At 45.1% G+C, this 23,666-nt stretch carries 26 protein-coding genes; 15 read left to right on the top strand and 11 right to left on the bottom strand.

The genetic code is table 11. From position 1 onward, the window contains the following. Positions 1-652 precede the first annotated feature (652 nt). Genes slmA through coaBC form a run of 3 tightly spaced genes read right to left on the bottom strand, consistent with a single transcriptional unit; the run spans position 653 to position 2,936 of the window. A complete protein-coding gene (gene slmA / locus ABTQ23_RS07810) occupies positions 653-1,246 on the bottom strand; it encodes a nucleoid occlusion factor SlmA (RefSeq protein WP_408615125.1) in 594 nt (197 codons plus the stop codon). Between the two features lie 42 nt (positions 1,247-1,288). Then, on the bottom strand, positions 1,289-1,744 hold the full coding sequence (dut, locus tag ABTQ23_RS07805) for a dUTP diphosphatase (RefSeq protein WP_408615124.1): 456 nt from the start codon (positions 1,742-1,744) through the stop codon (positions 1,289-1,291). Then, the gene (gene coaBC / locus ABTQ23_RS07800; RefSeq protein ID WP_408615123.1) at positions 1,731-2,936 is read right to left on the bottom strand and encodes a bifunctional phosphopantothenoylcysteine decarboxylase/phosphopantothenate--cysteine ligase CoaBC; all 1,206 of its coding nucleotides are present in this window, start codon (positions 2,934-2,936) and stop codon (positions 1,731-1,733) included. The genes dut and coaBC overlap by 14 nt, the downstream gene beginning before the upstream one ends. A 192-nt stretch (positions 2,937-3,128) precedes the next feature. Between coaBC and radC the strand changes: the two genes are divergently transcribed. The 5 genes from radC to mutM all read left to right on the top strand — a co-directional run bounded on the left by radC (position 3,129) and on the right by mutM (position 5,941). Continuing rightward, on the top strand, positions 3,129-3,803 hold the full coding sequence (gene radC, locus ABTQ23_RS07795; RefSeq protein WP_408615122.1) for a RadC family protein: 675 nt from the start codon (positions 3,129-3,131) through the stop codon (positions 3,801-3,803). 142 nt (positions 3,804-3,945) lie between these two features. After that, positions 3,946-4,182 carry a 50S ribosomal protein L28 gene (gene rpmB / locus ABTQ23_RS07790; protein WP_408615121.1) on the top strand — a complete coding sequence of 79 codons (237 nt, stop codon included), beginning with the start codon at positions 3,946-3,948 and terminating at the stop codon, positions 4,180-4,182. Positions 4,183-4,194: 12 nt separating this feature from the next. Continuing rightward, positions 4,195-4,365: a 50S ribosomal protein L33 gene (gene rpmG, locus ABTQ23_RS07785; RefSeq protein WP_131914382.1), complete on the top strand. Its 171-nt coding sequence runs from the start codon at positions 4,195-4,197 to the stop codon at positions 4,363-4,365. 197 nt (positions 4,366-4,562) lie between these two features. Further along, complete coding sequence (locus ABTQ23_RS07780; protein WP_408615120.1) at positions 4,563-5,048, top strand: hypothetical protein; 486 nt, start codon at positions 4,563-4,565, stop codon at positions 5,046-5,048. Between the two features lie 74 nt (positions 5,049-5,122). Beyond that, positions 5,123-5,941 carry a bifunctional DNA-formamidopyrimidine glycosylase/DNA-(apurinic or apyrimidinic site) lyase gene (gene mutM, locus ABTQ23_RS07775; RefSeq protein WP_408615272.1) on the top strand — a complete coding sequence of 273 codons (819 nt, stop codon included), beginning with the start codon at positions 5,123-5,125 and terminating at the stop codon, positions 5,939-5,941. Here the strand turns inward: mutM and coaD are convergent. Further along, the gene (gene coaD / locus ABTQ23_RS07770; RefSeq protein ID WP_408615119.1) at positions 5,938-6,420 is read right to left on the bottom strand and encodes a pantetheine-phosphate adenylyltransferase; all 483 of its coding nucleotides are present in this window, start codon (positions 6,418-6,420) and stop codon (positions 5,938-5,940) included. The genes mutM and coaD overlap by 4 nt on opposite strands. 130 nt (positions 6,421-6,550) lie before the next feature. Here coaD and ABTQ23_RS07765 point away from each other — a divergent pair, with 130 nt between their 5' ends. Next, on the top strand, positions 6,551-7,558 hold the full coding sequence (locus tag ABTQ23_RS07765) for a glycosyltransferase family 9 protein (protein ID WP_408615118.1): 1,008 nt from the start codon (positions 6,551-6,553) through the stop codon (positions 7,556-7,558). Here the strand turns inward: ABTQ23_RS07765 and ABTQ23_RS07760 are convergent. After that, positions 7,488-8,603 carry a glycosyltransferase family 9 protein gene (locus ABTQ23_RS07760; protein WP_408615117.1) on the bottom strand — a complete coding sequence of 372 codons (1,116 nt, stop codon included), beginning with the start codon at positions 8,601-8,603 and terminating at the stop codon, positions 7,488-7,490. The two genes, ABTQ23_RS07765 and ABTQ23_RS07760, sit on opposite strands and share 71 nt — an antisense overlap. 63 nt (positions 8,604-8,666) lie before the next feature. On the opposite strand from ABTQ23_RS07760, the gene ABTQ23_RS07755 reads away from it, so the two are divergent. Both ABTQ23_RS07755 and ABTQ23_RS07750 read left to right on the top strand, forming a co-directional pair. Beyond that, positions 8,667-9,383, top strand: coding sequence for a 3-deoxy-D-manno-octulosonic acid kinase (locus ABTQ23_RS07755; RefSeq protein ID WP_408615116.1), 717 nt, complete (start codon positions 8,667-8,669; stop codon positions 9,381-9,383). A gap of 244 nt (positions 9,384-9,627) precedes the next feature. Then, positions 9,628-10,614 (top strand): glycosyl transferase family 90, encoded by a 987-nt coding sequence (locus ABTQ23_RS07750; RefSeq protein ID WP_408615115.1) that lies wholly within the window; start codon positions 9,628-9,630, stop codon positions 10,612-10,614. A 2-nt stretch (positions 10,615-10,616) separates the two neighbouring features. Here the strand turns inward: ABTQ23_RS07750 and ABTQ23_RS07745 are convergent, their stop codons facing one another. The 5 genes from ABTQ23_RS07745 to rfaD all read right to left on the bottom strand — a co-directional run bounded on the left by ABTQ23_RS07745 (position 10,617) and on the right by rfaD (position 15,790). After that, complete coding sequence (locus ABTQ23_RS07745) at positions 10,617-11,657, bottom strand: glycosyltransferase family 4 protein (protein WP_408615114.1); 1,041 nt, start codon at positions 11,655-11,657, stop codon at positions 10,617-10,619. Beyond that, the gene (locus tag ABTQ23_RS07740) at positions 11,654-12,463 is read right to left on the bottom strand and encodes a glycosyltransferase family 2 protein (protein ID WP_408615113.1); all 810 of its coding nucleotides are present in this window, start codon (positions 12,461-12,463) and stop codon (positions 11,654-11,656) included. The genes ABTQ23_RS07745 and ABTQ23_RS07740 overlap by 4 nt, the downstream gene beginning before the upstream one ends. Further along, on the bottom strand, positions 12,463-13,740 hold the full coding sequence (gene waaA, locus ABTQ23_RS07735; RefSeq protein ID WP_408615112.1) for a lipid IV(A) 3-deoxy-D-manno-octulosonic acid transferase: 1,278 nt from the start codon (positions 13,738-13,740) through the stop codon (positions 12,463-12,465). Before waaA ends, ABTQ23_RS07740 begins: the two co-directional genes overlap by 1 nt. After that, positions 13,733-14,779, bottom strand: a complete 1,047-nt coding sequence (gene waaF, locus ABTQ23_RS07730; RefSeq protein WP_408615111.1) for a lipopolysaccharide heptosyltransferase II — start codon at positions 14,777-14,779, stop codon at positions 13,733-13,735. Before waaF ends, waaA begins: the two co-directional genes overlap by 8 nt. Before the next feature lie 66 nt (positions 14,780-14,845). Next, positions 14,846-15,790, bottom strand: a complete 945-nt coding sequence (gene rfaD / locus ABTQ23_RS07725; RefSeq protein ID WP_408615110.1) for an ADP-glyceromanno-heptose 6-epimerase — start codon at positions 15,788-15,790, stop codon at positions 14,846-14,848. 66 nt (positions 15,791-15,856) lie between these two features. Between rfaD and ABTQ23_RS07720 the strand changes: the two genes are divergently transcribed. From ABTQ23_RS07720 to ABTQ23_RS07695, 6 genes are all read left to right on the top strand, one after another. Next, on the top strand, positions 15,857-16,006 hold the full coding sequence (locus ABTQ23_RS07720) for a hypothetical protein (RefSeq protein ID WP_408615109.1): 150 nt from the start codon (positions 15,857-15,859) through the stop codon (positions 16,004-16,006). 47 nt (positions 16,007-16,053) lie between these two features. Continuing rightward, on the top strand, positions 16,054-16,743 hold the full coding sequence (locus tag ABTQ23_RS07715) for a class I SAM-dependent methyltransferase (protein ID WP_408615271.1): 690 nt from the start codon (positions 16,054-16,056) through the stop codon (positions 16,741-16,743). Between the two features lie 252 nt (positions 16,744-16,995). Then, positions 16,996-18,180, top strand: coding sequence for a BaiN/RdsA family NAD(P)/FAD-dependent oxidoreductase (locus tag ABTQ23_RS07710; protein WP_408615108.1), 1,185 nt, complete (start codon positions 16,996-16,998; stop codon positions 18,178-18,180). An 835-nt stretch (positions 18,181-19,015) separates the two neighbouring features. Continuing rightward, positions 19,016-19,549, top strand: coding sequence for a type II toxin-antitoxin system MqsA family antitoxin (locus ABTQ23_RS07705; protein ID WP_408615107.1), 534 nt, complete (start codon positions 19,016-19,018; stop codon positions 19,547-19,549). Continuing rightward, complete coding sequence (locus ABTQ23_RS07700; RefSeq protein ID WP_408615106.1) at positions 19,542-19,997, top strand: preprotein translocase subunit SecB; 456 nt, start codon at positions 19,542-19,544, stop codon at positions 19,995-19,997. Before ABTQ23_RS07705 ends, ABTQ23_RS07700 begins: the two co-directional genes overlap by 8 nt. Positions 19,998-20,122: 125 nt before the next feature. After that, positions 20,123-20,974, top strand: a complete 852-nt coding sequence (locus ABTQ23_RS07695) for a hypothetical protein (protein ID WP_408615105.1) — start codon at positions 20,123-20,125, stop codon at positions 20,972-20,974. A gap of 608 nt (positions 20,975-21,582) precedes the next feature. Here ABTQ23_RS07695 and ABTQ23_RS07690 read toward each other — a convergent pair. Then, positions 21,583-22,062, bottom strand: coding sequence for a MarR family winged helix-turn-helix transcriptional regulator (locus tag ABTQ23_RS07690; RefSeq protein ID WP_408615104.1), 480 nt, complete (start codon positions 22,060-22,062; stop codon positions 21,583-21,585). A gap of 256 nt (positions 22,063-22,318) precedes the next feature. Here ABTQ23_RS07690 and ABTQ23_RS07685 point away from each other — a divergent pair, with 256 nt between their 5' ends. After that, positions 22,319-23,665, top strand: a complete 1,347-nt coding sequence (locus ABTQ23_RS07685; RefSeq protein WP_408615103.1) for a uracil-xanthine permease family protein — start codon at positions 22,319-22,321, stop codon at positions 23,663-23,665. Position 23,666 lies beyond the last annotated feature (1 nt).

Below are 23,666 nucleotides of genomic sequence, written 5' to 3'. Positions count from 1 at the left end.
TATTAGGCTGATTTTGTGCATAAATTCCCGGATTCCATTTCATTGCATCCGGGCTACGGTTGTTTTTGAAAATGTTTGGTGGCTAAATTTTATTTCATTACATCTGGGGAACGATGGTTTATGGAAACGTATGTAGCCCGTTAGGAGCGAAGCGGATGGCGGGGTTGAATATTACGTTAGTTTAGCGGATTTGTGTATAAATTCCCGGATCCCATTGCATTGCATCCGGGCTATGGTTGTTTTTGAACGCGTTTGGTGGCGGCTAAATTTTATTTCATTACACCCGGGGCACGGTTGTTTTTGGAATCGCTTGTAGCCCGCTAGAAGCGAAGCGGATGGCGGGGTTGGATATTGCGTCGGTTTGGCGGATTAGCGTATAAATTTCCCCGGATTCCATTGCATTACATCCGGGCTACGATGGCTTTTGGAAACATTTGTAGCCCGCTAGGAGCGAAGCGGATGGCGGGGTTGGATATTGCGTCGGTTTGGCGGATTTGCGCACAAATTTCCCCGGATTCCATTGCATTACATCCGGGCTACGATGGCTTTTGGGAATGTTGGTAGCCCGCTAGGAGCGAAGCGGATGGCGGGGTTGGATATTGCGTTGGTTAAGCGGGAACCGGATGCGAGTTGCTATGCATCCGGGTTCTGCTTAACTTTGTAGAAGCTGTTGGCGGATAAACTGCCATTGCAGTTCAAAATACTCGGTCGGTTTTAAGGCAAAGTTGCTGCGTACAAACTGAGCAATGCGACCTTCGGCATAAGCGAGCAAAAAGTTCGCTAACTGGCCTTCATCAAGGTTAAATCCATGTCCTTCGCGGATCCGTTTTTCTCGAAGGATCTGCTTAAGTTGCGATTCAATCTTTGAATAGAGATTATCTACACGGGTGCGCAGCCGTTCGTGTTCACCCTGCAGTGCATCGCCGTTAAGTAAACGGGTGATCCCTGGATTTCGTTCAGCAAATCCCAGCAGCAGCTGTAAGACATGCTGACAGCGGGTCAGCGTATCTTTCTCTTCGCTCTGGATCATGTTAATACGCGAGAGCAGTGAATCTTCAATGAACTCGATAAGCCCTTCAAACATGCGCGCTTTACTTGGAAAATGGCGATAAAGAGCGGCTTCTGATACCCCAACTTCACTGGCCAGCCGGGCGGTTGTGATCCGTTTTCCGGGGCTGGTTTCCAGCATGACAGCAAGTGCTTGAAGGATCTGTTCTCGACGATTGGTTTTGGTTTTACCCGCCATTCTGACTTCCTAATTATCTGATTAGCGCGACACGTTAAGAAATTATTTGACTCCAGAGTGACCGAAGCCGCCTGTTCCCCGTTCCGTTTCGTCAAAATCGTTAACAACGGAAAATTGCGCTTGAACAACGGGCATAATGACGAGCTGAGCAACTCGTTCACCTGGTTCGATGGTGTAAGGAGTGTTAGAGCGATTCCACAATGAGATTTTTAGCTCGCCTTGATAATCAGAGTCGATTAAGCCGACCAGATTGCCCAGCACTAAGCCGTGTTTATGGCCAAGGCCTGAGCGCGGCAAAATAGTTGCTGCTAAATTTAGGTCTTTGATATGAATCGCTAAACCAGTTGGCAACAGTTCGCACTGGCCTGGGTTTAAGGTAAGCGGCTCATCCAAGCAAACACGCAGATCCATTCCGGCAGAGCCTGTCGTTGCGTATGAAGGAAGAGGAAATTCTTGGCCGACCCGTGGGTCGAGGATTTTCAGTTCAATTTGTTTCATGCTGGTATTGAGTCGTTATCAGTTCAATTAATTGGTCTGCCAATTGCTGTTTACTGGCGCGAGGGAGCGTTTTTTCACCATCGGCCCAGAACACCTGAAGGGCATTTTCATCGACATTAAAGCCACTATCGGGCGACGATACATTGTTAGCGGCAATCATATCTAAATGTTTACGTTGCATTTTATCTTTTGCATAACGAGCAACGTCTTGGGTTTCAGCGGCAAAGCCAACCACAAAAGGTCGCTGCGTTAAATTGGCAACAGCGGCGACTATATCAGGGTTACGAACTAACGTCAGCTGCATTTGTTCATTGCTTTTTTTAATCTTTTGCTCAGCAATCTCACTGACTCGATAGTCAGCAACAGCTGCGCAGCCGATAAAGATATCGCTGTGAGCTGCCGCATCCAGCGCGGCCTGATGCATCTGGCGGGCACTTTTAACATCAATGCGCTTGCATCCAGTCGGTGTGGCTAAATTTACCGGTCCGCTGATAATCGTAACGTCTGCGCCTGCTGCATATGCTGCTCGAGCCAGCGCATAACCCATTTTCCCAGAGCTGTAATTGCTAATATAACGCACCGGGTCGATTGCTTCTTGCGTTGGGCCTGCGGTAATCGTTACGTGTTTGTTAGCCAGCGGCTTAGATTGCGGTTTTAAATGCTCGATTATGCCAAAGACTAGCTCATCGGGTTGTAGCATGCGGCCAGGGCCTATATCACCACAGGCTTGCTCTCCTGCTGCAGGCCCCAGTTGCCAAACCCCACGTCTTTTTAAGATTGCTAAATTCTCGGTTGTGGCGCTCGCGCGATACATCTGTTGATTCATCGCTGGAGCGATAGCAATCGGTGCGGGGGTCGCGAGCAATAAAGTACTGACTAGATCGTCTGCAATGCCATGGGCAAGTTTTGCGATGCAATTGGCGGTTGCTGGCGCGAGCAGTACAACATCTGCCCATTTGGCTAGTTCGATGTGGCTCATCGACAACTCTGCGTGTGGGTCCATCAATGCTTGTGCAACCGGATGTCCACTCACAGCTTGTAGAGCCATCGGCGAGACAAAGTGGCTGGCATGTTCGGTTAAAACCACACGAACACTTGCACCTTGTTTGACAAATGCGCGAACCAACTCGGGAAGTTTATACGCAGCAATACCGCCACTGCCTGCAATGAGTATCTGTTTTCCTTCTAACACAACAAGAGCTCAGCCATAGTTAAAAACTGGTTTTACTGTACCATAAATTTGAAAAAACGTAGCGTGTTATCAGTGCCATAAAATGGCTTATCAGATGGTTAAAAATGGTGAGTTATTGAGCCATCGTATTGACAAATAGAAATATTCTATTTATTGATATATTTATCAAAATAAATCTATCAAGGAACCTTCATGGCTATTTCGCAGTGGCCTGTTGATGAGCGACCGCGGGAAAAATTACTCGATAAAGGTGCTAAAGCGTTATCGGATGCGGAATTACTGGCGATTTTTTTACGTACGGGCTATCAAGGCACCGATGCCGTTGGCTTAGCTCGTGAACTGTTATGTGATTTTGGCTCACTGCAAGCGCTATTAGGGGCCAGTGAGTCGGTTTTTTGTGCCCATCATGGTGTTGGCAGTGCTAAATATAGCCAGTTGCAGGCTGCACTTGAAATGAGCCGAAGATTTTTACGCTCTGAGTTAAAAACAAAAGACTCAATGACCAGCCCGGAACAGGTGTTTGAGTACCTTCAGAGTGAACTTTGTGGATTTAACCGCGAGGTATTTGCATTATTGCTTTTGGATAATCAGCATCGAGTGTTACAATTCGCGCCGATTTTCTTTGGAACCATCGATGCGGCGAGTGTTTATCCGCGGGTTGTGGTTCAACAGGTATTGGAGCACAATGCCGCAGCCGTGATATTGGCGCATAATCATCCGTCGGGTGTCGCAGAGCCGAGTCATGCGGATCGGGCTATTACCGATAAGCTGATTCAAGCGCTACATTTAATCGATGTCCGAGTTTTGGACCATATCGTTGTTGGATGTGGGCAAATCGTCTCGTTTGCGCAGCGAGGATGGATTTAGCTTAAAAATCCAGCATAATGTGATATTTTAGTTGATATTGCGTGCGTTTTGCTGTATAAAATGCGGCCTTTCTGTCGTCCCGGGCGACGGCCTCACGGGGCAAACAGATGCTCGAGCAGAAGTAATTTTTGGAGAGACTGACATGTCTAAAGTATGCCAAGTTACTGGTAAAAAACCAGCCGTTGGTAACAACGTATCACACGCAAAAAACCGCACTCGTCGCCGTTTTTTGCCTAATTTGCAATCACACCGTTTCTGGGTCGAAAGCGAGAAACGTTTTGTTAAACTGCGCGTTTCTACTAAAGGAATGCGGATCATCGACAAAAAAGGGATTGACGCTGTATTAGCAGACATCCGTGGTCGTGGCGAAAACGTTTAAGGAGCTTAAATCATGGCTAAGAAAGGTGCACGTGAAAAAATTCGTTTGAATTCTTCAGCTGGTACAGGTCATTTCTATACTACTGATAAAAACAAACGTAACATGCCTGAAAAAATGGAGATCAAAAAATACGATCCCGTTGTTCGCAAACATGTTGTTTACAAAGAAGGCAAAATCAAGTAATTGATTTCGCACTTTGAAAAACCCGAGCTTTGTTCTCGGGTTTTTTATGCCTGAAATTTGTATCCAACAGCTTGTTAGCTAAGTTAAAAATTGTAAATACGCGACTTGGTTAGGTATTTCGCGCAAACCCTCGTTATACTCTCTAGATCAGCAATGAATTTGATTTTTAAACAGAATGACATGGAAAAGGGTTTGCTATGCGCTTAGGCCGACGAGGTTGGAATAATGTCTTAATTTTCGTCGTGTTGGCGATGATCTTAATTTTTCGTCTGACCGGGGAAAAACTCGAGCACAATAGCGATAAAAAAGCGCAGAATACAGAGCAAAGCCAAAGCAGTGCTGCCGGGTTGTCACTATTACCACCGGGGGCAACAGTGCTGGAGATTGACTTGCCAGATAGGGTGATTCAGCGCCTAGGAACTGGTTGGCAAAGTACGCCTGCAGGCGCTCGCCCGGTAGTTACGGTTGATGCATGGCTGCATGTGCGTCTGCAAGAGTGGAAAAAGCCGATTGGCGCAGGCGTGGCTGGTAAATCGATTCAGGTTTTTGTTGCCAATAGTTCTGAGCCGATTCAGCTCACTTTATTTCAAAAAGGCCAACAATACTTTTTGACCAACTGGCAGGGTAAGTTATTAAAGCTTGATAAAGAGACTTATCAGGCATTGTTTAGTGGCTCGCCATAAGAGCCGATTGCTGCGTGCAGATTATAAACAATCTGCTATCATACAGCCTGTTGTTAAATCGCCGTTACTCTAACATGCCTGAATTACCTGAAGTTGAAACATCCCGTCGAGGCATTGCCCCGCATCTGTTACATCAGCGCGTGAGTGAAGTCATTGTGCGCCAGCGAAAGTTGCGCTGGCCGATCCCCGAGACGATTAGCCATTTAAACAATCAAGTGATCGATGCCGTTGAACGCCGAGCTAAATATCTGTTGTTAAAAACCAAAGCTGGCGTGTGCATTATCCATTTAGGAATGTCTGGCAGTTTGCGAATCGTCGATTCAAGCACTCCGGTGGGTAAACACGATCATGTTGACTGGTGCCTTGCTAATGGTGAGGTGTTGCGATTGTGTGACCCGCGTCGCTTTGGTGCTGTTTTGTGGTGGGAATTACCACTGGATGCGCATCCATTGCTGAGTAAATTAGGCCCAGAACCACTGACGGATGAGTTTAACGCGAAACGGCTTTATCAATGCTCAAGAGGCCGTACGCTGGCGGTGAAACAATTTATTATGGATAACGCGGTGGTAGTTGGCGTGGGAAATATTTACGCCAACGAAGCGCTGTTTCATGCGGGAATTCATCCTAAACTCAGTGCCGGTCAAATCGGCATGAAGCGATATGAAAAACTCGCTTTAGAAATTAAAGCGGTATTAACCGAGGCGATTAAGCAGGGCGGCACAACCCTGCGCGATTTTTCTAAAGCAGATGGCAAGCCTGGTTATTTTAAACAGGAGCTTGCCGTTTATGGCCGTGATGGACTCGCTTGTCCGGTTTGTGGCACTCAAATTCAAAGTATGCGCATCGGTCAGCGCAATACGTTTTATTGCCCAAACTGCCAGAAACGGCGTTAGTTTTTGAATTTCTCTTTTAGCGCAGCTTCAACTTCTGGTGCGACAAACTGACTTACATCGCCGTGGTGCAGCGCGACCTCTTTAACAATCGTTGAAGAGAGAAAAGAGTATTGTTCTGCAGGTGTTAAAAAGACGCTTTCAAGCTCACTGTTCAAGCGCCGATTTAAGTTGGCTAGCTGAAATTCATATTCAAAGTCAGATACAGCCCGTAACCCTCGCAGCAGAATATTGGCGTGATGGGTTCGGGCAAAATCAGCTAATAGTCCGCTAAAGCCGAGCACTTTAACGTTTGTATAGGCAGCAATCACCGATTGAGTCTGAGCGACACGCTCTTCAAGAGTAAACAGCGGCTTTTTGGTGGGATTAGAAGCAATGGCGACGATCACTTCATCAAAAAGGCGGGCCGCGCGAGCAATCAAATCGCTGTGACCATAGGTGATGGGATCGAATGTTCCTGGGTAAATTACGCGATTTGTCATAGCTATTTCCTGTTTATTCTTTGCCTCTGATCAAAAGCGCATTATAACGGCTTGCATAAAGTGGTGGAATGACTTGAGTTGATAAGATTAATTCGTCAAAATTTAGGCGTATCATTAAGGAGTTACTAACGTGACGTCAACAGAACGGATTTTAGTTGCTATTAGCGACGATGCCAATGATGGCTTATTAGCATTACCTGCTCTAAGTTGTTTGATCCGTTCTGTGAACCAATCGTCCTATCAGATTGAGCTGTTAACGGGCGCGCAGGGGCGGTTAATCGCACAGATTTTTTCAGACGCATTGCCTGTGATTGATGAAAGTGAGTACATCTCATCAAGGGCGTTGTATCAAAAGCTCAAAGAAAATGGCTATGCGGGCTATATTTGCCTTTCACCCAAAAGACGGCACCGATGGTTAGGTTGGCGGCTCGGAATCGCTCAGCGCTATTCTACGGGCTTTGGACAGCGTCTTTTATGGGATGGTGAAGCAATCGGGCGTGTTGCTCAGCCAAATATCTTGCGTCAAGGTTACGATAACTTGGTGCAGCGCTTTTTAAGCGATCAACAGTTATCTTGCGCCACTGTTCATCCTCCTTATCTGGCTTTTAGCGATTTAAGTGAGCATCGCGATACGCCAACGCAAATTGTGGTGCATCCGCAGGTACCGCAAAAGCATAACCATCTTTTAGCTGAACAGTACGAGCAGTTATTGTGCAGTTTAGACCTGATAGGTAAGCGCTGTGAATTTATTCTGTGTGGTGCAACGGAATCGCTCTCATACTGCCGCTATTTGTGTGAGCGATTAGCCAAACGCAATATTAAAGCGCGCTTATGTGAGCTTGATAATGACAATTACCAGCTAGCAAAAATGGTTGCGCAATGTGATTTGGTGATCGGTGAAAAAGGGCTACTTTTATATTTTGCCGGTGCCCTTGATGTGCCTTGTGTTGGTTTTGGCGCGTTACCTTTAGGTGTCGATGTATTGCGCCATCCATTGGCTAACCCGCAGCGGTGTTTGATGTTTTCACCACCGGCGGGCCGTTTAACGCAAGAAGATATCTCACTGATTAATATGACTGATTCGGCGGTTCGGATCCGTCAGTGGTTCTCGCAGCTTCAAGCGCTTGTGGTATCTTAGCTAGAATTTCATCGGCGCTGATGGAGTCCATCGCTTTGGCATCTTTTACACGGCTTCGCCAAGGCAGTTGGGATGCACTCTTACCCGTTTGCTGTTCAATCAATTGCTGCCAGTGGCTGACGGCTAAATCGATATAACCATAAGGGCCAACCCGCTCTGGATTGTGGTGTGCATACAAGCCGATAACCGGAGTGTGTTGTGATGCTGCCAAATGTGCCGGCCCAGTATCAGGGGTGATGAGTAATTGCGCTTGCTTGAGCACTGCAACTAATTCGGCAATGCTGGTTCGACCCACGAGATTCGTAATGCGAAAATCCAGACCATCTTCAATGCTTTTGGCAAGTTTTCGTTCTATTTCGGCAGGTCCGCCCACAAGTACAATGGGCCAGTTTTGCTTTGCCAGCGCATTGATAAGCGTTACGTAGCCCTCGCTATGCCAGTTTTTATAAGCTTTACTGGCGCCTGGGCAGATGGCAATAAATGGTCTTGGCACATTTTTTAAGTGTTCGTTAGCATTGGCTTTGGCCACCTCGGGCAGCTCAAATGGCCAGCTTATTGGTGACGCTGGGCAGCCCAGGTAGTCGGCGAATGCTTGATAGTTATCGACAACATGCCATCCTTTGGGGGCTTCGGTGCGTTCTTTGGTAAACAGCCATTGCATTTCATAAGCGCGGCTGCGATGGTAGCCGATGCGCCGTTTCGCCTTGATGCCAAGGGTTAAAATGCTGGCGCGCAAAGAAGCTTGTAGATGCAGCAATAGATCAAAGTGCTGGTCCTTGAGCTGTTTCCAGACTTTGAGGTTACCTTTGAAACCGGCCTTTTTGTCATAGACGATAAGGTTTAGGTTCGGGATCATTTCAAGCAGCGCTTTTTCTGGTGCGCCGCAGATCCAAGTAATGGTCGCATCATACCATTGCATACGAATGCGATTGATGATGGTGGCAGCGTTGCACACGTCCCCAATTGCTGAGAGGCGAATGATGCATATATTAGGAGCTGTTTGCGAATTAGGATGCATATTGGTTGTCGAAAATCTGCAATGCATTGCATTATGCAAATCCTGCTGGGCAATGTAAAATCCTTGCGACTGGAATTAATCAAGAATCGAATGAATATCATTAAACAAGCTGAAAAAAATTGCCGTATTTGGTTTGATGGCGATATTTGGGAACAATGTCCTGAGGAATTTTTTGAGCCCCGCTACTGGCAAAATCAGCATGCCATCATTGGTCAGGCCAAGGGCCGCGGCCAGGTGGTATTTTTTTCACATCAAGATCAATCATTTGTGCTGCGCCATTATCGCCGAGGTGGCTTAGTGGGGCGGATTATTAGTGAAGACTGTTATTTATTCACGGGCAAGAAACGCACTCGTCCATGGCGTGAATTTTCGCTCTTGGGCCAGATTAATGAACTAGGATTACCCGCACCAAAGCCTGTGGCGATTCGCTTGATTAAAGAAGGTTTGTTGTACCGGGCTGATTTGATTACACAGCTCATTCCTAATTCCAACGATCTCTCAAGACTGTTGGTCAGGCAGCGTCTTTCCAGTGAAATTTGGCAGCAAGTTGGGCGCGTGATCCGCCAGTTTCATGATGCCGGTGTTGATCATAGTGATTTGAATATTCACAATATTATGCTCGATGAAGAAGAGAAAATTTGGATCATCGATCTGGATAAAAGTCGCATTCGTAAACCAGCTGCTTCATGGCAGCGCGCTAATTTAGAGCGGTTGTATCGTTCTTTAGAAAAAGAGCGGCAACAATTGCCGCATTGGTATTGGCTCAAATCGGATTGGGCATTACTCAAACAAGGCTACCAGGGATAAAGGGAGCTCTATTTCCTAGGATTCATGCTTTTACTTGGATGTTTTTACATCAATTTAGACGTGAATTAGGCAAGATTCAGGTTGAGTCTCTATCGCAATCATTAATCTGATTGAAATTTAAGCGTTCGATATGCATAACCCTTAAAACTGTCACATTTTTTTGTCATCCTTTTATCTCTTTTGGCACGTATTGTGTATATTTATTGCACAGAAGTATGTGTGTGAATGCAGTAGGTAAAGGAATATGTTGGATTTTTTATCGCGAGTGGATCGCTCAAAAAATAGTAAATTTCGTTATTATTTGAATAGTTACCTAAGCCTAGGTGCGCCAGATTGGTTGCACAAACAGATGCTCGATTGCGCCCCAGTGAACGCGGCAAATCAGATGGCAATTACTGACCGCGTTAATTACTATCATCGCTGGTCCCGGCCGTTTTCATTGGGCGAAAATGCGGTGAGTTTGTCGCAGTTTCGTCAACATGCCAAAAAGACCTATTTTTTCGATTTATATCGTTATATTCGGCTATTTCCCAAGGCTCGCTTTTGTTATAAGTTTGGCGATGTGCGAGATATTCCTGAATGCCCAACATTTGTTAAAAGCCGCCCGATTGTCGAAACTAATCACCCATCAATTTTACTAAATCTTAATAAAATCAGACATTTTATACATGTGGATGATGTAACCCCAACAGCCCATAAAAAAGATTTATTGGTGTGGCGCGGTGCTGCTTATCAGGAGCATCGTAAACAATTTATGCAAAGTTATATTGACCACCCACGTTGTAATATTGGCCAGACGAATCATTGCGATAATCGCGCTTGGATGAAAGAGCGCATGACCATTGCCGAGCAGTTGCAATATAAGTTTATCTTGTCGCTGGAAGGCAATGATGTCGCTTCAAATCTTAAATGGATCATGTCGTCAAATTCGCTGGCAGTGATGCCCAAACCTAAGTTTGAAACTTGGTTTATGGAAGGGCGTCTACAAGGCGGCGAGCACTATGTTGAAATTAAAGACGATTATTCGGATTTAGAGAAGCAGATGGATTATTACCTGTCTCATCCAAAAGAAGCCGCCGAGATTGTGGCCAATGCTAAGCACTACGTTGCTCAGTTCCAAAATGAAGCGCTGGAAAATACCATTGCGATTACGGTGGTTAGCCGTTATTTGAACCTGAGCAGTTGCTTTGGTGAATCCAACATCTTCTTAGATGATTGGCAGTACACTTAACTTTAAAGTAGCGCAATATGGCGGTATAAATCGCCATAAATCTGGGCGGTATGTTCGATAGAAAAGTTTTTCATCGACTGGCGAGCCTGTGTTTGCATCTTGGTTTTTAACTCATCATCGTGAGCTAATAGGCTGATTTTGGCCGCCAAGGCGTCAGCATCTCCCGGTTCGATTAAAAAGCCGTTGTCGCTATCTTTAATAATATCGACAATGCCGCCCGCGCGAGTGCCGATAACTGTCAGCCCGCTTTGCATCCCTTCTAAAATGACTGAGCCCAGTCCTTCGCTATACGATGGATGAATTTGCAAATCAGCGGCATTAAACCAGTTGCCCATCATTTCCCGGGGTTGTTTGCCAGCAAAGGTGACGTTGGACAAGTTTTGGGCCTGCGCTTTTAACGCACCCATCTCTGGGCCATCACCTAACAGCACTAACTGAACATTCGGGGCTTCTTGGGCCAGCTGCTGCGCGGCTTTAATGGTGACATCAAAGCCTTTGTGTTTGAGCAAATTTCCTGCCTGAATCACAATAAACCGATTAGCAAAGCGCTCTTTAATCGCTTCAACTTCTTTACTATTCACCGGATAACTGACTGGCGAGCTGGGGATAATATGAATATTGGGGTGATCAGTTGCATCTTTGATGCGATCGGCAATGACCTGGCTTAGCCCAACTACCGCACTGGCTTGGCGATAACCTAAGCGCAGCAACTTTTTGTTTTTAATTGGGTTGTCAATTCGCCGAGTAATAATATAGGGCACTTTATAAGCCCAACTTTGCAGCATCGCCCAGTAAAGCGCTTTACCTTCATGGACATGAATAAGCTGCGCGCCATTGGTGATAGCGCTTTGATGCGAGAGCAGAAAATGGCGACAGTCATGCACTGGAATATCAAGCTGGCGGATATGTTCAGCAAACGGGCTTTTAGGGTTGGCTACAACGGCTAATTGATAACCCAGGCGCTGCTGCTCTTTAATCAACTGCAGAGTTTGACTTTCCCCACCGCTAAACCCAGAGGCTAAGTTGACATGTAACACTCTCATAAATCGTTATCCTCTTTGCGGTTAACGCTCTGGCGCAGCCAGAGATCTGAATAACGAACAAAGACAGTGTAGGCGCTTAAGATCGATAATAACAATCCGTGGCGTCCATCTAAAAAGCCAAGTTTAAGAATATACATGCGGATAAAGCGAAATAAACTGTGGCTAAGAGCAGAACCTAATGATGATTTTTTCTTGCCTTCGCGCTGGTCGGCCCACGCCTTCATATAGCCTTGAGTTTTTTGCACGTACTGCGTGATATTCCGGCAGGTTAAATGTTCCATGCGACCATCGAGCGGTTTGACCTTAACATTCTCAGGAATAACCAGATGCTCATGGACTAGGGCATCGTTGTAATGGGTTTGCTCACGTCGATACAGACGGGTGACCCAATCGGGATTCCATCCACAATGGTGAATGGCTTTACCAAAGGCAATCGAAAGGCGATTGATTTTGTAACAGCTATCGGTTGGGTTTGTGGTTAGCACCTGGATGATGCTCTGTTTGAGCTCATCGGTGACAAATTCATCGGCATCAATGAATAAAACCCAGTCGGTAGTGAGGTATTGCTGTGCTCTTTGGCGTTGTTTGCCAAATCCTGGCCAGTCGTCATGGGTATAAAATTCATCAGTATAACGACGGGCAATGGCCTGTGTTTCATCGCTGCTGCCAGAATCGACAATGACCAACTGATCATAGATTTTATCTAAACGACTCAAACAGGTATCGAGATCGGCGGCAGCATTTTTGGTGATGATGGCAACACCCAGTGTCGCTCGGGAGGTATTTCCCTGTGAAGAGCTCGTCATTATGACTCCATATCAAAGACTAGTGCATGTAGCGTCCGGGCGGTTGCGCCCTGATTGGCTTGGACCGTGTGAAGCGCTGCTTGGCTTGCCGCATGATAGCATTGGCTATCGTTAAACCACAGTGTTAACTGAGCGATTAACTCATCGATATTTTCACTTAAAACCAGTGCCTTGGCTTGTTTGAGCTGGGAACTAATCTCTTGGAAATTAAAATCAAATGGGCCACTAACACAAGGCAGACCAAGCGCTGCCGGTTCCAGATAATTATGACCGCCAATCTGACTAAATGTCCCTCCCATGATCGCAATATCGCTCATTGCTAACAGATCAAGTAACTCGCCCATGGTATCGGCAAGATAAACCTGTGTATTTGCCTCTACGGGTTGGTTTTGGCTGCGCCGGGCAAAACTTGCTTGAGGAGCGATTAAATCGGCAACCTCATCAAAACGCTCTGGATGGCGCGGGACAATAATGAGCAACAAATCACTTAATGTTGCACGCAGTTTGGCCGCGATATCGAGCATGATTTGATCTTCACCGCGGTGCGTGCTGATAGCGATCAGAGTCTTGCGCTCATGCCATTGCGCGCGGCGCTCTTGGCGGGCTTTTTCTATTCGCTGCGGGTCTAAATCCAGGTCGTATTTAATCGAGCCTGTGGCCTGAACTCTATCAGGGGCGGCACCACAGCGGATAAAATTGTCACGGTCATGCTCATATTGCGCGCCAATCCAGCTTAAGCGGCTCAGTAACATCTGGGCAAAACTGGCAAAGCGTTGATAACGGTTTGCGCTGCGAGCGGATAATCGCGCATTGATTAATTTCACCGGAATGCCCAGAGCGCGACATAATAATAGCCAGTTTAGCCACAGCTCGGTTTCCATGATCCACAACTGTTTCGGTTTATTTTTTAGTAAAAACAAGCCGATGCAGGGCAATAGATCAAACGGGCTGTAGCGATGCATGACTTTATCGCCAAGGCGACGAGTCACTTCTTGAGCCCCGGTGGCGGTTGTCGTTGTGACTAAGACCTGCCAGTTGGGGTGTTCCTCAAGCAGCTTATTAACCAGTGGCACGCAGGCGATGACTTCACCCACCGAAACCGCGTGTAACCAAACATCTGGCCGGGAGACTCTTTTGCCCAAACCAAAATGCTCAAGAGCGCGTTTGCCAAAAGGCGTTTTGCCTTCGCGTGGCCAGTAGAGCTTATAACAGGCAAATACTAAACCCGGAATGAGCAATAGATTATAAAGTACACCAATGAGCAGCCGTTTAATCACAGACGGCCTCAGTTGGTTGGAGTTGATCCAGTGCCTGAATCGCACGGCTCGCTGAAAGCTCGCTCAAGCAGCGCATGTGCCCTAATGGGCAAGTTCGCTGAAAACACGGGCGACATTCGATTTCAGTGTGCAAAATCGCGACTTTTTCACTCAGTGGCGGCGTATATTGTGGCGAGGTTGAGCCATAAACCGCCACAATCGGACGTTGCAGCGCAGCGCCTATGTGCATCAGCCCTGAATCGTTACTGACGATGGCACAGCTTAGCCCCATTAAGTCAATGGCTTGTCCTAGCGATGTTTCACCGGTGAGCAGGTGACAATGCGGCTGTTGGTCAGCATCAAGTTGTGAGTGAATTTGCTGCGCGACACTTTGATCTTTTTTCGAGCCGAAGATCCAAACCTGACCTTGGCGCTGACGGATCCAGTGGGCGGCTACACTGGCATAATGATTGTCTGGCCAACGTTTGGCAGGGCCAAACTCCGCGCCAGGACAAAGCGCTAAGACGGGACGCTCGGTATTTAAGTTTAACGCCTCAAGCGCTGCGTTTTGATCATCGGCATTGACTTTAAGATAAGGTGACGAGATGGCCTCTAGGTCGCGCTCACTTTGCATTTGCGCTTTGGGATAGGCCAATGCCACATAGCGGTCAACCATTCGGCTAAAGTCGCGTTTATTGGCTCGTAAATCATTGAGCAGCACATAGCGGCTTTCGCCTTTCCAACCCGTGCGTTTTTTAATCCCGGCAAACCAAGGAATAAACGCCGATTTTAACGAGTTAGGCAGAACAATTGCCCAATCATATTGGCCTTTGAGCGCACGACCTAATCGCCAGCGAGTCGCTAGCTTAAACTCGCCGTGCCCTAACGGCATGCGAATCGCTTGGCGAACTTCCGGCATTCTTTGCAATAGCGGGCGGCACCAATCGGGTGCCATAACATCGATATTTGCATCGGGATAGTGTTGTTTCAAGGCTTGATAAAGGCTGTGCGACATCACCATGTCACCGACCCATGATGGGCCAATAACGAGAATATTCATTAACAGGTATCCTGTGCAGAGAACTAACGGTGGCTAGAAGCCAGGCGTTTGGCCTGGCTTAATCGACTATTCGTGGTTTAGCCACGCCATATATTCACCAACGCCCTGCGCGACGGTTTTAAACTCTTTGTCATAACCCGCTTGGCGAAGTTTTTCGATATTGGCTTGGGTAAAGCTCTGATAGCGACCACGCAGATGATCAGGGAATGCAATATATTCAATGCGACCTTTCTGGTGGTGTGCCAAAACCGCTTCCCCAACGGCTTGGAATGGTTCAGCGCGGCCTGTACCAAGGTTGAAAATGCCAGATTTATCGGGATGTTGCCAGAACCAAAGATTAACGTCACAGACGTCACTTACATAGACAAAATCACGTTTTTGACCGCCGTTTGGATAGCCATCAACCCCTTCGAACAATTTCGGATTTTCGCCTTTATTGATCTGAGTGTTTAGATGAAATGCAACGCTGGCCATCGAACCTTTGTGCTGTTCACGCGGGCCATAGACGTTAAAGTAACGAAAGCCAACAACTTGTGACTCAATACTTGGAAACAGGCGACGAACATAGTTATCGAACTGCAGTTTCGAATAGCCGTAAACATTCAGCGGGCCTTCGTAGGCAGGATCTTCGATAAAGGTTTCAGTTTTGCCGTAAGTGGCCGCAGATGATGCATACAAAAATGGAATTTCGCGTTCCAAACAGTAATGCAGTAGCTCTTTGGAGTACTCGTAGTTGTTCTCCATTATGAACTTGCCATCCCACTCTGTTGTGGCTGAACAAGCACCTTCATGGAAAATCGCTTCGATTGGACCAAAGTCCTCACCGGAAACGATGCGCGCGATGAAATCATCCTTATCCAGATAATCGGCGATTTTTAAGTCCACCAAATTCACAAACTTAGTACCGTCTTTAAGATCGTCTACCACAATGATGTCGGTGTAACCTTGATCGTTGAGGGTTTTAACTATATTTGAGCCGATAAATCCGGCGCCGCCGGTGACAATAATCATCTGGATATCCTGTTCTTAAGAGTCTCTGGCAAATTTTAAAGTGCCTCAACGCCAATAGCAATTTCTATGTCTGATAAAACCAAGCAAGTTCAAATTGCTGAATCATTTTATGCATCGCGAGAGTTTTCTTCGCTCGCTCTTTGTGGCGGCGTATTGTTCAATGCCTACGTAATGTATACACTGCCGACAATAGTTGTGAATCGGAGTGATGAGTGACCCCACTGTTTTATCAAGATCCTTTTTTTAAAGCTCAGGTCGATGCCTTGGCAGGGCTGTTTTCGCTGGATGTGGTTCGCTCTCGTCCGCAAAGTGGTCTGTATTTGGAATATAACAGCGAAGGGTTAACGCTTTTATTCGCCGATGAGCCCAAACTCAAGGGTGTTCAGGTTGATTTTGTCCATGGTCGCAGCGGTTATCGGCGCAAACATGGTGGCGCTGAAGCGGTGACCAAAGCGCTCGGCATTAAAAAAGGGTTTCGTCCGCGGGTTCTTGATGCAACCGCTGGGTTAGGTCGCGATTCGTTTGTGATTGCCTCCTTGGGCTGCTCCGTCACGATGGTTGAGCGATGCGCACCAGTTGCTGCGTTATTAAGTGATGGGCTTGAGCGAGCGCGTTTAAATGCAGATTTGAACTGGGTGGATGAACGGCTTCAGTTAACTTATGCCAGCAGTTTAGAGGCGCTGGCTCAGTTTGCGGATGACATCGATGCGGTTTACCTTGACCCCATGTATCCCCATAAAAAGAAATCAGCCCAAGTTAAAAAAGAGATGCGACTGTTCCAGCTCTTAGTTGGTGATGATCATGATGCGGATGGCCTGCTTGATGCCGCGCGCTCAACGGGGGCTAAACGAATTGTGGTGAAGCGCCCGGATTATGCGCCGCCGCTGAATCAGGAAAAGCCACAAGCTGAGCTAAAAACGAAAAACCATCGATTTGATATTTATTTGTGCTAATTTGAGAGTGTATTGAGTAATTGAGTGACTTAGCTCTAACTTCTAAGACAAAACTCGTTGAGATGATTGCACTTATCCCTAGCCAGAGCTAGATTTATCTCATCGCGCAAGGATAGCGTGATAATGGAAAGAGATAACATCTGACCTTTGTTGACCGACCGAAAGCGGGAGAAGTGAAAGCTTCTCCCGTTTTTCTTTGGCTTTTGGGCAAAAATCATATAGATTGCGCACTTTTGTAAAGTGAGATTGGCCATGCAACATTGGGATGTCATCGTGATTGGCGCAGGTGCCGCAGGACTGATGTGCGCCGCTCAAGCTGCTTATCGGGGCCGCAGCGTATTAGTTGTTGATCATGGGAAAAAACCAGGCCGCAAAATCCTTATCTCAGGTGGCGGGCGTTGTAATTTTACCAATTTGCATGCCGAACCTTCTGCCTATCTTTGCCACAACCCTCATTTTGTAAAATCGGCGCTTAAACGATTTAGTGCTCATGACTTTGTTGAACTAGTTGAGCGTCATGGACTGGATTTTTATGAGAAAACCCTAGGCCAGTTATTTTGTCAGGACAGTGCAAAAGACCTGCTTAATATTCTACTGAGCGAACTGCAATACTCCGGCGCACAATTGCAGATGCGCTGCGAAATTCTCAATGTGAGTGCGACTTCCCCCGGTTTTGTGTTGACGACCAATCAAGGTGCTCTTGAGTGTGATTCGTTGGTGGTTGCAACCGGCGGATTATCGATGCCAAAACTTGGAGCAACACCATTGGGATATCAGCTGGCTGAGCAGTTTGGCCATCACGTTTATCCCACTCGCGCAGGCTTAGTGCCACTGACTTTGCATGACCATGATAAACAACGCTTTGATGCTTTAGCTGGGGTGAGTGTTCCCGTTCAGGTGCGAAGCCTTCATGGTCCTGCGTTTGATGAAAGCCTTTTATTTACCCATCGCGGCTTGTCTGGTCCGGTGATTTTACAGGCATCGAACTATTGGCAACCTGGTGAAATTATCGAAGTGGATTTGCTGAGCAATTTAGATTGCAACCAATGGCTCAAAGCGATGGCCCGCGAGCGCGCTAAAGTTGCATGTAAAACTCTATTGTATGAAAAACTGCCGAAACGATTTGTTGACTTGTTAGTGGCTGAGCATCCAGCCGCATCCACAGCTATCGGGCAGCTGCCTAGCGCCCAGCGTGATGAGCTGGCTAATCTGTTAAATCACTGGCAGGTAAAACCTAATGGTACCGAAGGCTATCGTACGGCGGAGGTGACTTTGGGCGGCGTTGACACCAATGAGATCTCTTCAAAAACGATGCAAAGCCAGAAAGTCTCTGGATTATACTTTATCGGCGAAGTGGTCGATGTCACCGGTTGGCTCGGTGGCTATAACTTCCAATGGGCATGGAGCAGCGGCTGGGCCGCAGGGCAGGTTGTTTAGCTGTTTTTTGGACATAAACGTTTTAGGTTGGCAGTTGTATCAGGTGTATTTCGCATAAAAATTTCTACGGCTAACGTGAAGTTTAATTGCTGACACTTGGCGATAAATATTGGGACCCAAAATTCGTGATAGTAGGAGGTCAATTAGAACGTTTTGTTATACGTATGGTATAGCACCGATTTTCTCCAGACCTTCCATGATTAACTCTTTGTTTAGTTTTTTATAATGGAAACAAGGATGCGATTCAGTATCGCTACTTACTTGAAAGTTAAAGGTATAACTAATTCTTAACAAGAATTTTGACGCAAAATACGGTATTATACCTTAGATAAATTATTGAAGTAATCTCATATCCGGAGCTCATTAACACAAAAATCACTGGAAATACTTACCATTATGGTAAATAATATAATCAACGTAAGCGCATACGATGGTCAACCACCTAATGACGTGGGTGAAGAACGTATCCATATTGATGGACCATTGTACAAAATTGAAGAAGTTTTAAATATTCTCAATTCTGGAGATAATCAAACACATCTATGGACTAGAAAATGTGTAAACGATGTTTCTAAGCTAGTACTAGATATCGAAGATATTCGAGACCTAATAAAGGAAGCTATCACACAAGGTCAATATGTGAACTCAGAATGGTGCGTTCAAAAACCCACTGGCCCTTGGGCCGCATGTGACAGCTATAGATTATTTCGATATGAATGGATGGAGCATGCATTCAAAAACATGCGCTTTGAATATTATATAAAGTATGCAATAGGCAAAACAGGAACAATACTACTATTAGTATCCTGTCATATGTCGCAGTGAGGATTGAATTATGGCAAGTAAATTATGCCCTATTTGTGGTTCAGGCCACTTACACGCTCAACATGAAGAAATCGAAGTTGAACATATGGGACATACAGGCTTCATTTCAAACCAATATTCAGTATGTGATTCTTGTGGTAGTGAGCAAGCCGGAGCTGTTGATGCCCGTTTTAATAAGCGAGCAATGATTGCTTTTAAGAAACAGGCCCAAGGTCTACTAACAGGATCTGAAGTGCGAGAAATGCGTAAAATTTGGGGGTTAAGCCAAGAGGATGCAGCAAAAGTTTTTGGTGGCGGGCCTGTTGCTTTTTCAAAATATGAATCTGATGATGTCATGCAATCAGAAGCCATGGATAGACTTTTGCGATTAGCTAAAGACGTACCATCAGCCCTAGACCGACTCATGCTAAATGCAGGGATAGAGCATAAAGTTAGTCTTGGCTGGACAACTGTAGACGTAGTCAACTTCCATAAAAAAGTAGCAACTAGAAAAACTCAGGTTATTAGAAAACAAAGTTTTAAAGCTGAGGTTCTTTATGGTTAAAATTAGTAAGAAATTACAAAAAGCTATTGAAAGTTTGGCTATTAACGATGTTTATCAAAAGGAATCAAGGTCTTTTTGTGCTGATGATTTTGATCCAAAGTTCTTTGATTTAGCGGATACACTACAGGTTCAAAAAATGCATGTAATCCACAAAAGTGAAACTGTAGACGTTGAAGGCGAAGGGAGGTTACTAAGGGTATTTGTTAGATTAGGAACTCGTTGGGTGCTACCCCAAGAGGAAAAACCAGATGTTAAGGCTGCAATAGAAAGTGAATTTATTGCAGAATATCAAATTAAAGAATCTCTTGATCAGGATTGTATTGACGAATTTGCATTAAGAAATGCTAGCTACCATGTTTGGCCTTATTGGAGAGAATATTTAAGCTCGCAGTGTGAGCGAATGAGACTCCCTCGAGTAGTTCTACCAACGGTACAATTTAGCAAATAGTCCAATTAACGGCATAACAATATTTCAAAGCCAATTATTATCTTCATTGGCTTTTTATTTCTGATAAACCAAATATAATTTAACTTTACCTACTATGCTTTTTTCCCAGAACGGGCTGAAGCATAGTGTTGAAATATATTTCTGGAAGTAATAAAAATTCCAAGCAAGAGTCGATTTTAAAAATGGATAAAGCTTACGAATATTACTTGAATAATAAAGAAGAAATAGATAAAGAAACAGACAGACTATTCCTTTACTATCAGCCTTTATTTTCAAAAACTTATCTAATATGTGATGGGGCTATAGGTGCTGCACAGTACTTGGCATTGCTAGCTTACCCCTTATCAAAAGAAGACTCGGAACGAATTAAATTTTTCTCATCAATGGTGAGCGCATATTGTCGCGCTTTTGATGAAGAATTACTTTCACAACTTTATTCTCAACCAAAAGAAATCCAAAATGCTTGGTTAATAAAGAAACCTTGGAAATTAATTGAACAAACCCTTAGTAAAGGTACAAAAAGGTTACAGAAAAGACTTCAAGCGTATCATGCATACACAGCATATAATCAGTCTGTATTAGACAGCGCTGGTAAAAGCTTCGAAGAAATTCTTTCGTGGTGTTCACAGGCATACGAAAGTAGACGTTCAAAGCTGCAAGATGAAAAATCTCGTTTAGAAAATTTAAAACGCACAATTCATCGTTCAAGTAGGCCTGTTTATCACCTTATAAGAGGCTACTACGTTGAGCACTTGGTACATTATGCAATATATGAACGGCATCCGACACAAGCCCTAGTGGATAGTAGTTGGCTAGAAAGAGCAATTGTAACCTCACGACGCATGCTTGCTGCTGAGTTAGTTGGATACGACTATTATAAAAAAGATCTCCATAAGCCTTTAAAATTAAAATTCGATCCAAAAGAAATCATACACTTAGAATTGGCAAGTCACCCATTCATCAAACTTCGTTGCTAATGTTCTTTTTTGTACCCCTTAAAAAAATGAAAAAATATTCAAAAATCACCTCATAAATATAAAAGAGGTGACTTATGATTGATTTATTGAAATGTCTAGCAGAGTTATCAACTGTCAAACTTATACTAATTTTTCTGATATTATTTCTCGTCCTATTGATTCGAATTATTTATTAACTAGCGTGTTCCCTTAATTAATTATAAAACCAGTACTAAAATGTAGTATTTTAGTACTATGACATATTAAATTTAAGTAGTCTGTTCTAATTGAACTGGATACATTAATAATGGATATAAGCCAATTATTAAGGTGTTAAATGACAAAATGAACAAACTGAATTTTTACAGCAGAGTAAAAGCAAGAAGCTGCAGCATTGGCAACCGAATTGCCACCAATATGGTAGACTCTGCTATAGATTACTAAAATTCGGTCGTCTTGATGCAACTATACTTCACCATATAGAACACTGCCAGCTCATAATGGGGCAAAAATCAGGTAAATATTCGAACACCCAAAAAATGATCAAGCTATATGCGAAATTAGTGCGCAAACAAATTCATCAAATGATATAGATATAACGCAGCGATTTATCTGCGACTAAATATCTTTTAACTTTTCAAGTATTTGAGTGGAACGCTAACATGATGATCATTCCCTTCGATTAAGGTTTTCATCATCGAGATAAATATGACTTGTTGCTCTGGTGGCAGTGGGGCAAGGATTTTTAGTTGAGCCTCGTGCATTTTTTGCTGGCTGGCTTGCAAGAAGCGTTTGCCCTTTAACGTAATTACCACGATTTTGCGCCGGCGATCTTGGCGGGAAGGTTCATATTTAAGCCAACCTTTTTTACTCAACTGTTCAATGCTCCCCGATAGGGTGGTTCGATCTGAACCGAGTGCTTCGCACAGCGAGGTTTGATCCTGGCCATTTTCATCTCGCAATGCAGTCAAAATACCATATTGCAGCGGAGTGACTTCACTGGCAAATGCCTCATAAAATAATGCATGGTGGATCTGATTGAGACGACGAATCAGAAAACCAGGCCGTTCCCAGATATTGTCGGTATTAATCTCTGTCAGTTCAGACACGCCAAGTTCTCCTGTGGTGCAATATTTAATTTTTCATGCACAATATCTGTGCGAATTTTTATAGTGATTCGTTATGATGAAATTATTAAATATATAATAATTTATTTTAATTCAAAAAGTTAATAAAAATTATGCAGTATACGGCGTATTTTTTGCTACACGGTTTAGTAAACGAGTGAGGGCATCTTAAATATTACGATGCTCAACCAATCAATCACTTTATTGTAATCAGACCTGACTAAAGAGACGTACCGTTATGCACGATGAGTCCACTCAACTGGCCGTTGGTATCAATGATAAGATGCCGCTGGGCCAGACTATCATATACGCCTTGCAGCATCTATTTGCTTTAACTGGCATTTGGGCCTTTCCGGTCATTATTGGCCATGTATTGCATCTTAAATCAGAGCAAACGGCTTTGATGGTGCAGGCTTGCTTTTTTACAACAGGCCTTGTGACTATTCTACAATCTGGGCGTTTGTTGCGCTTGCCCGTTGTTCAAGGGCCGACCGCGGCGTTTATGGTTGCGGTGATGGGCTCGGCAAATAGTGTGGGGCTTGCGACTACCTTTGGCTCAATGACTGTCGCTGCGCTCATTTTTGCGCTCTTAGCGTTGCCGGTGAAAAAGTTTGGGTTAATGGGGTTATTGATTCGCTATATTTCACCACCGATTGTGTTTGGCTCTTTGTTGGTGATTATCGGAGCCCAGCTGGCTGCGATTGGTCCAGGAAGCTGGTTTGATGCGAGCGCTTCAGGCTCAGTTGGCATTAGTGCTCTCGTTGCCGCAATCACGATGCTTACGGTGATGGGATGCCTTATTTTTGCGCGTCGTGATCTGATTAAACGCGGTGCATTGCTTTGGGGAATCATCGTTGGAACCATCGCTTTTAGCCTTCTGGCGGGTTGGCATTTGCCAAACTTTAGCCATACGTCAATGCTTGCCCTTCCTGATATCTATCCATTTGGCTTTGGTGTCTCTTGGCCGATTGTGTTGCTGATGATGATGGCATTTTTGCAAGCTAGTGCTGAGGCAATGGGGATGTATTCACTGTTAACTCGGTGGGGCAAACAAAAGTTGACGCCAGAGCGAGTCAATCGTGGTCTGTTTACGGAGTTTATTGGCTGCGCCATTGGTTCTGTAGCGGGCGGTTTAGGTACGACCTCATACCCAGAAAATGTCGGGATTATTCGAGTTTCTGGTATTGCTAGCCGTTTTGTCACAATGACAGCGGGGATCTTTGCGCTGATCTTAGGATTGATCCCGAAAGTGGGATTGTTAGTGGCATCGATTCCAACTCCGGTCTTGTCGGCGGCTTCGAGCATTCTATTTGGTATTATCGCTATCAGTGGTATCCAGATGCTCGCGAAAGTGAATTGGGATGAGCGAAATATCGCAGTCGCAGCTCCGGCATTTATTATTTCATTAGGGAGTATGTATCTGCCTGCTTCGGTTACTGCACTTTTACCGCCCTCGTTAAAAGATATTTTGGCCCAGCCAATGATGATTGGTGTGATTCTTCTAATCGTGCTGAACACACTGGTTAACTTTATTATTCGTAAACCTGAAGCAGACGCTGCTTTGCAACCTGAGCAAGAGGTCTAAT

It is taken from the genome of Celerinatantimonas sediminis (assembly GCF_046054195.1).
GTDB lineage: Bacteria > Pseudomonadota > Gammaproteobacteria > Enterobacterales > Celerinatantimonadaceae > Celerinatantimonas.
This window is presented reverse-complemented; position numbering and strand designations above follow the sequence as displayed.

Coding starts and splice junctions, on each gene's coding strand:
- ABTQ23_RS07745 (WP_408615114.1), bottom strand. CDS start 11,657: ATGAGAGTGTTACATGTCAACTTAGCCTCTGGGTTTAGCGGTGGGGAA.
- dut (WP_408615124.1), bottom strand. CDS start 1,744: ATGAAACAAATTGAACTGAAAATCCTCGACCCACGGGTCGGCCAAGAA.
- coaD (WP_408615119.1), bottom strand. CDS start 6,420: ATGACAAATCGCGTAATTTACCCAGGAACATTCGATCCCATCACCTAT.
- ABTQ23_RS07780 (WP_408615120.1), top strand. CDS start 4,563: ATGCGCTTAGGCCGACGAGGTTGGAATAATGTCTTAATTTTCGTCGTG.
- slmA (WP_408615125.1), bottom strand. CDS start 1,246: ATGGCGGGTAAAACCAAAACCAATCGTCGAGAACAGATCCTTCAAGCA.
- rpmB (WP_408615121.1), top strand. CDS start 3,946: ATGTCTAAAGTATGCCAAGTTACTGGTAAAAAACCAGCCGTTGGTAAC.
- ABTQ23_RS07705 (WP_408615107.1), top strand. CDS start 19,016: ATGGCAAGTAAATTATGCCCTATTTGTGGTTCAGGCCACTTACACGCT.
- rfaD (WP_408615110.1), bottom strand. CDS start 15,790: ATGATTATTGTCACCGGCGGCGCCGGATTTATCGGCTCAAATATAGTT.
- radC (WP_408615122.1), top strand. CDS start 3,129: ATGGCTATTTCGCAGTGGCCTGTTGATGAGCGACCGCGGGAAAAATTA.
- mutM (WP_408615272.1), top strand. CDS start 5,123: ATGCCTGAATTACCTGAAGTTGAAACATCCCGTCGAGGCATTGCCCCG.
- waaF (WP_408615111.1), bottom strand. CDS start 14,779: ATGAATATTCTCGTTATTGGCCCATCATGGGTCGGTGACATGGTGATG.
- ABTQ23_RS07685 (WP_408615103.1), top strand. CDS start 22,319: ATGCACGATGAGTCCACTCAACTGGCCGTTGGTATCAATGATAAGATG.
- ABTQ23_RS07720 (WP_408615109.1), top strand. CDS start 15,857: ATGTCTGATAAAACCAAGCAAGTTCAAATTGCTGAATCATTTTATGCA.
- ABTQ23_RS07740 (WP_408615113.1), bottom strand. CDS start 12,463: ATGACGAGCTCTTCACAGGGAAATACCTCCCGAGCGACACTGGGTGTT.
- ABTQ23_RS07760 (WP_408615117.1), bottom strand. CDS start 8,603: ATGCATTGCAGATTTTCGACAACCAATATGCATCCTAATTCGCAAACA.
- ABTQ23_RS07750 (WP_408615115.1), top strand. CDS start 9,628: ATGTTGGATTTTTTATCGCGAGTGGATCGCTCAAAAAATAGTAAATTT.
- ABTQ23_RS07755 (WP_408615116.1), top strand. CDS start 8,667: ATGAATATCATTAAACAAGCTGAAAAAAATTGCCGTATTTGGTTTGAT.
- rpmG (WP_131914382.1), top strand. CDS start 4,195: ATGGCTAAGAAAGGTGCACGTGAAAAAATTCGTTTGAATTCTTCAGCT.
- ABTQ23_RS07700 (WP_408615106.1), top strand. CDS start 19,542: ATGGTTAAAATTAGTAAGAAATTACAAAAAGCTATTGAAAGTTTGGCT.
- ABTQ23_RS07710 (WP_408615108.1), top strand. CDS start 16,996: ATGCAACATTGGGATGTCATCGTGATTGGCGCAGGTGCCGCAGGACTG.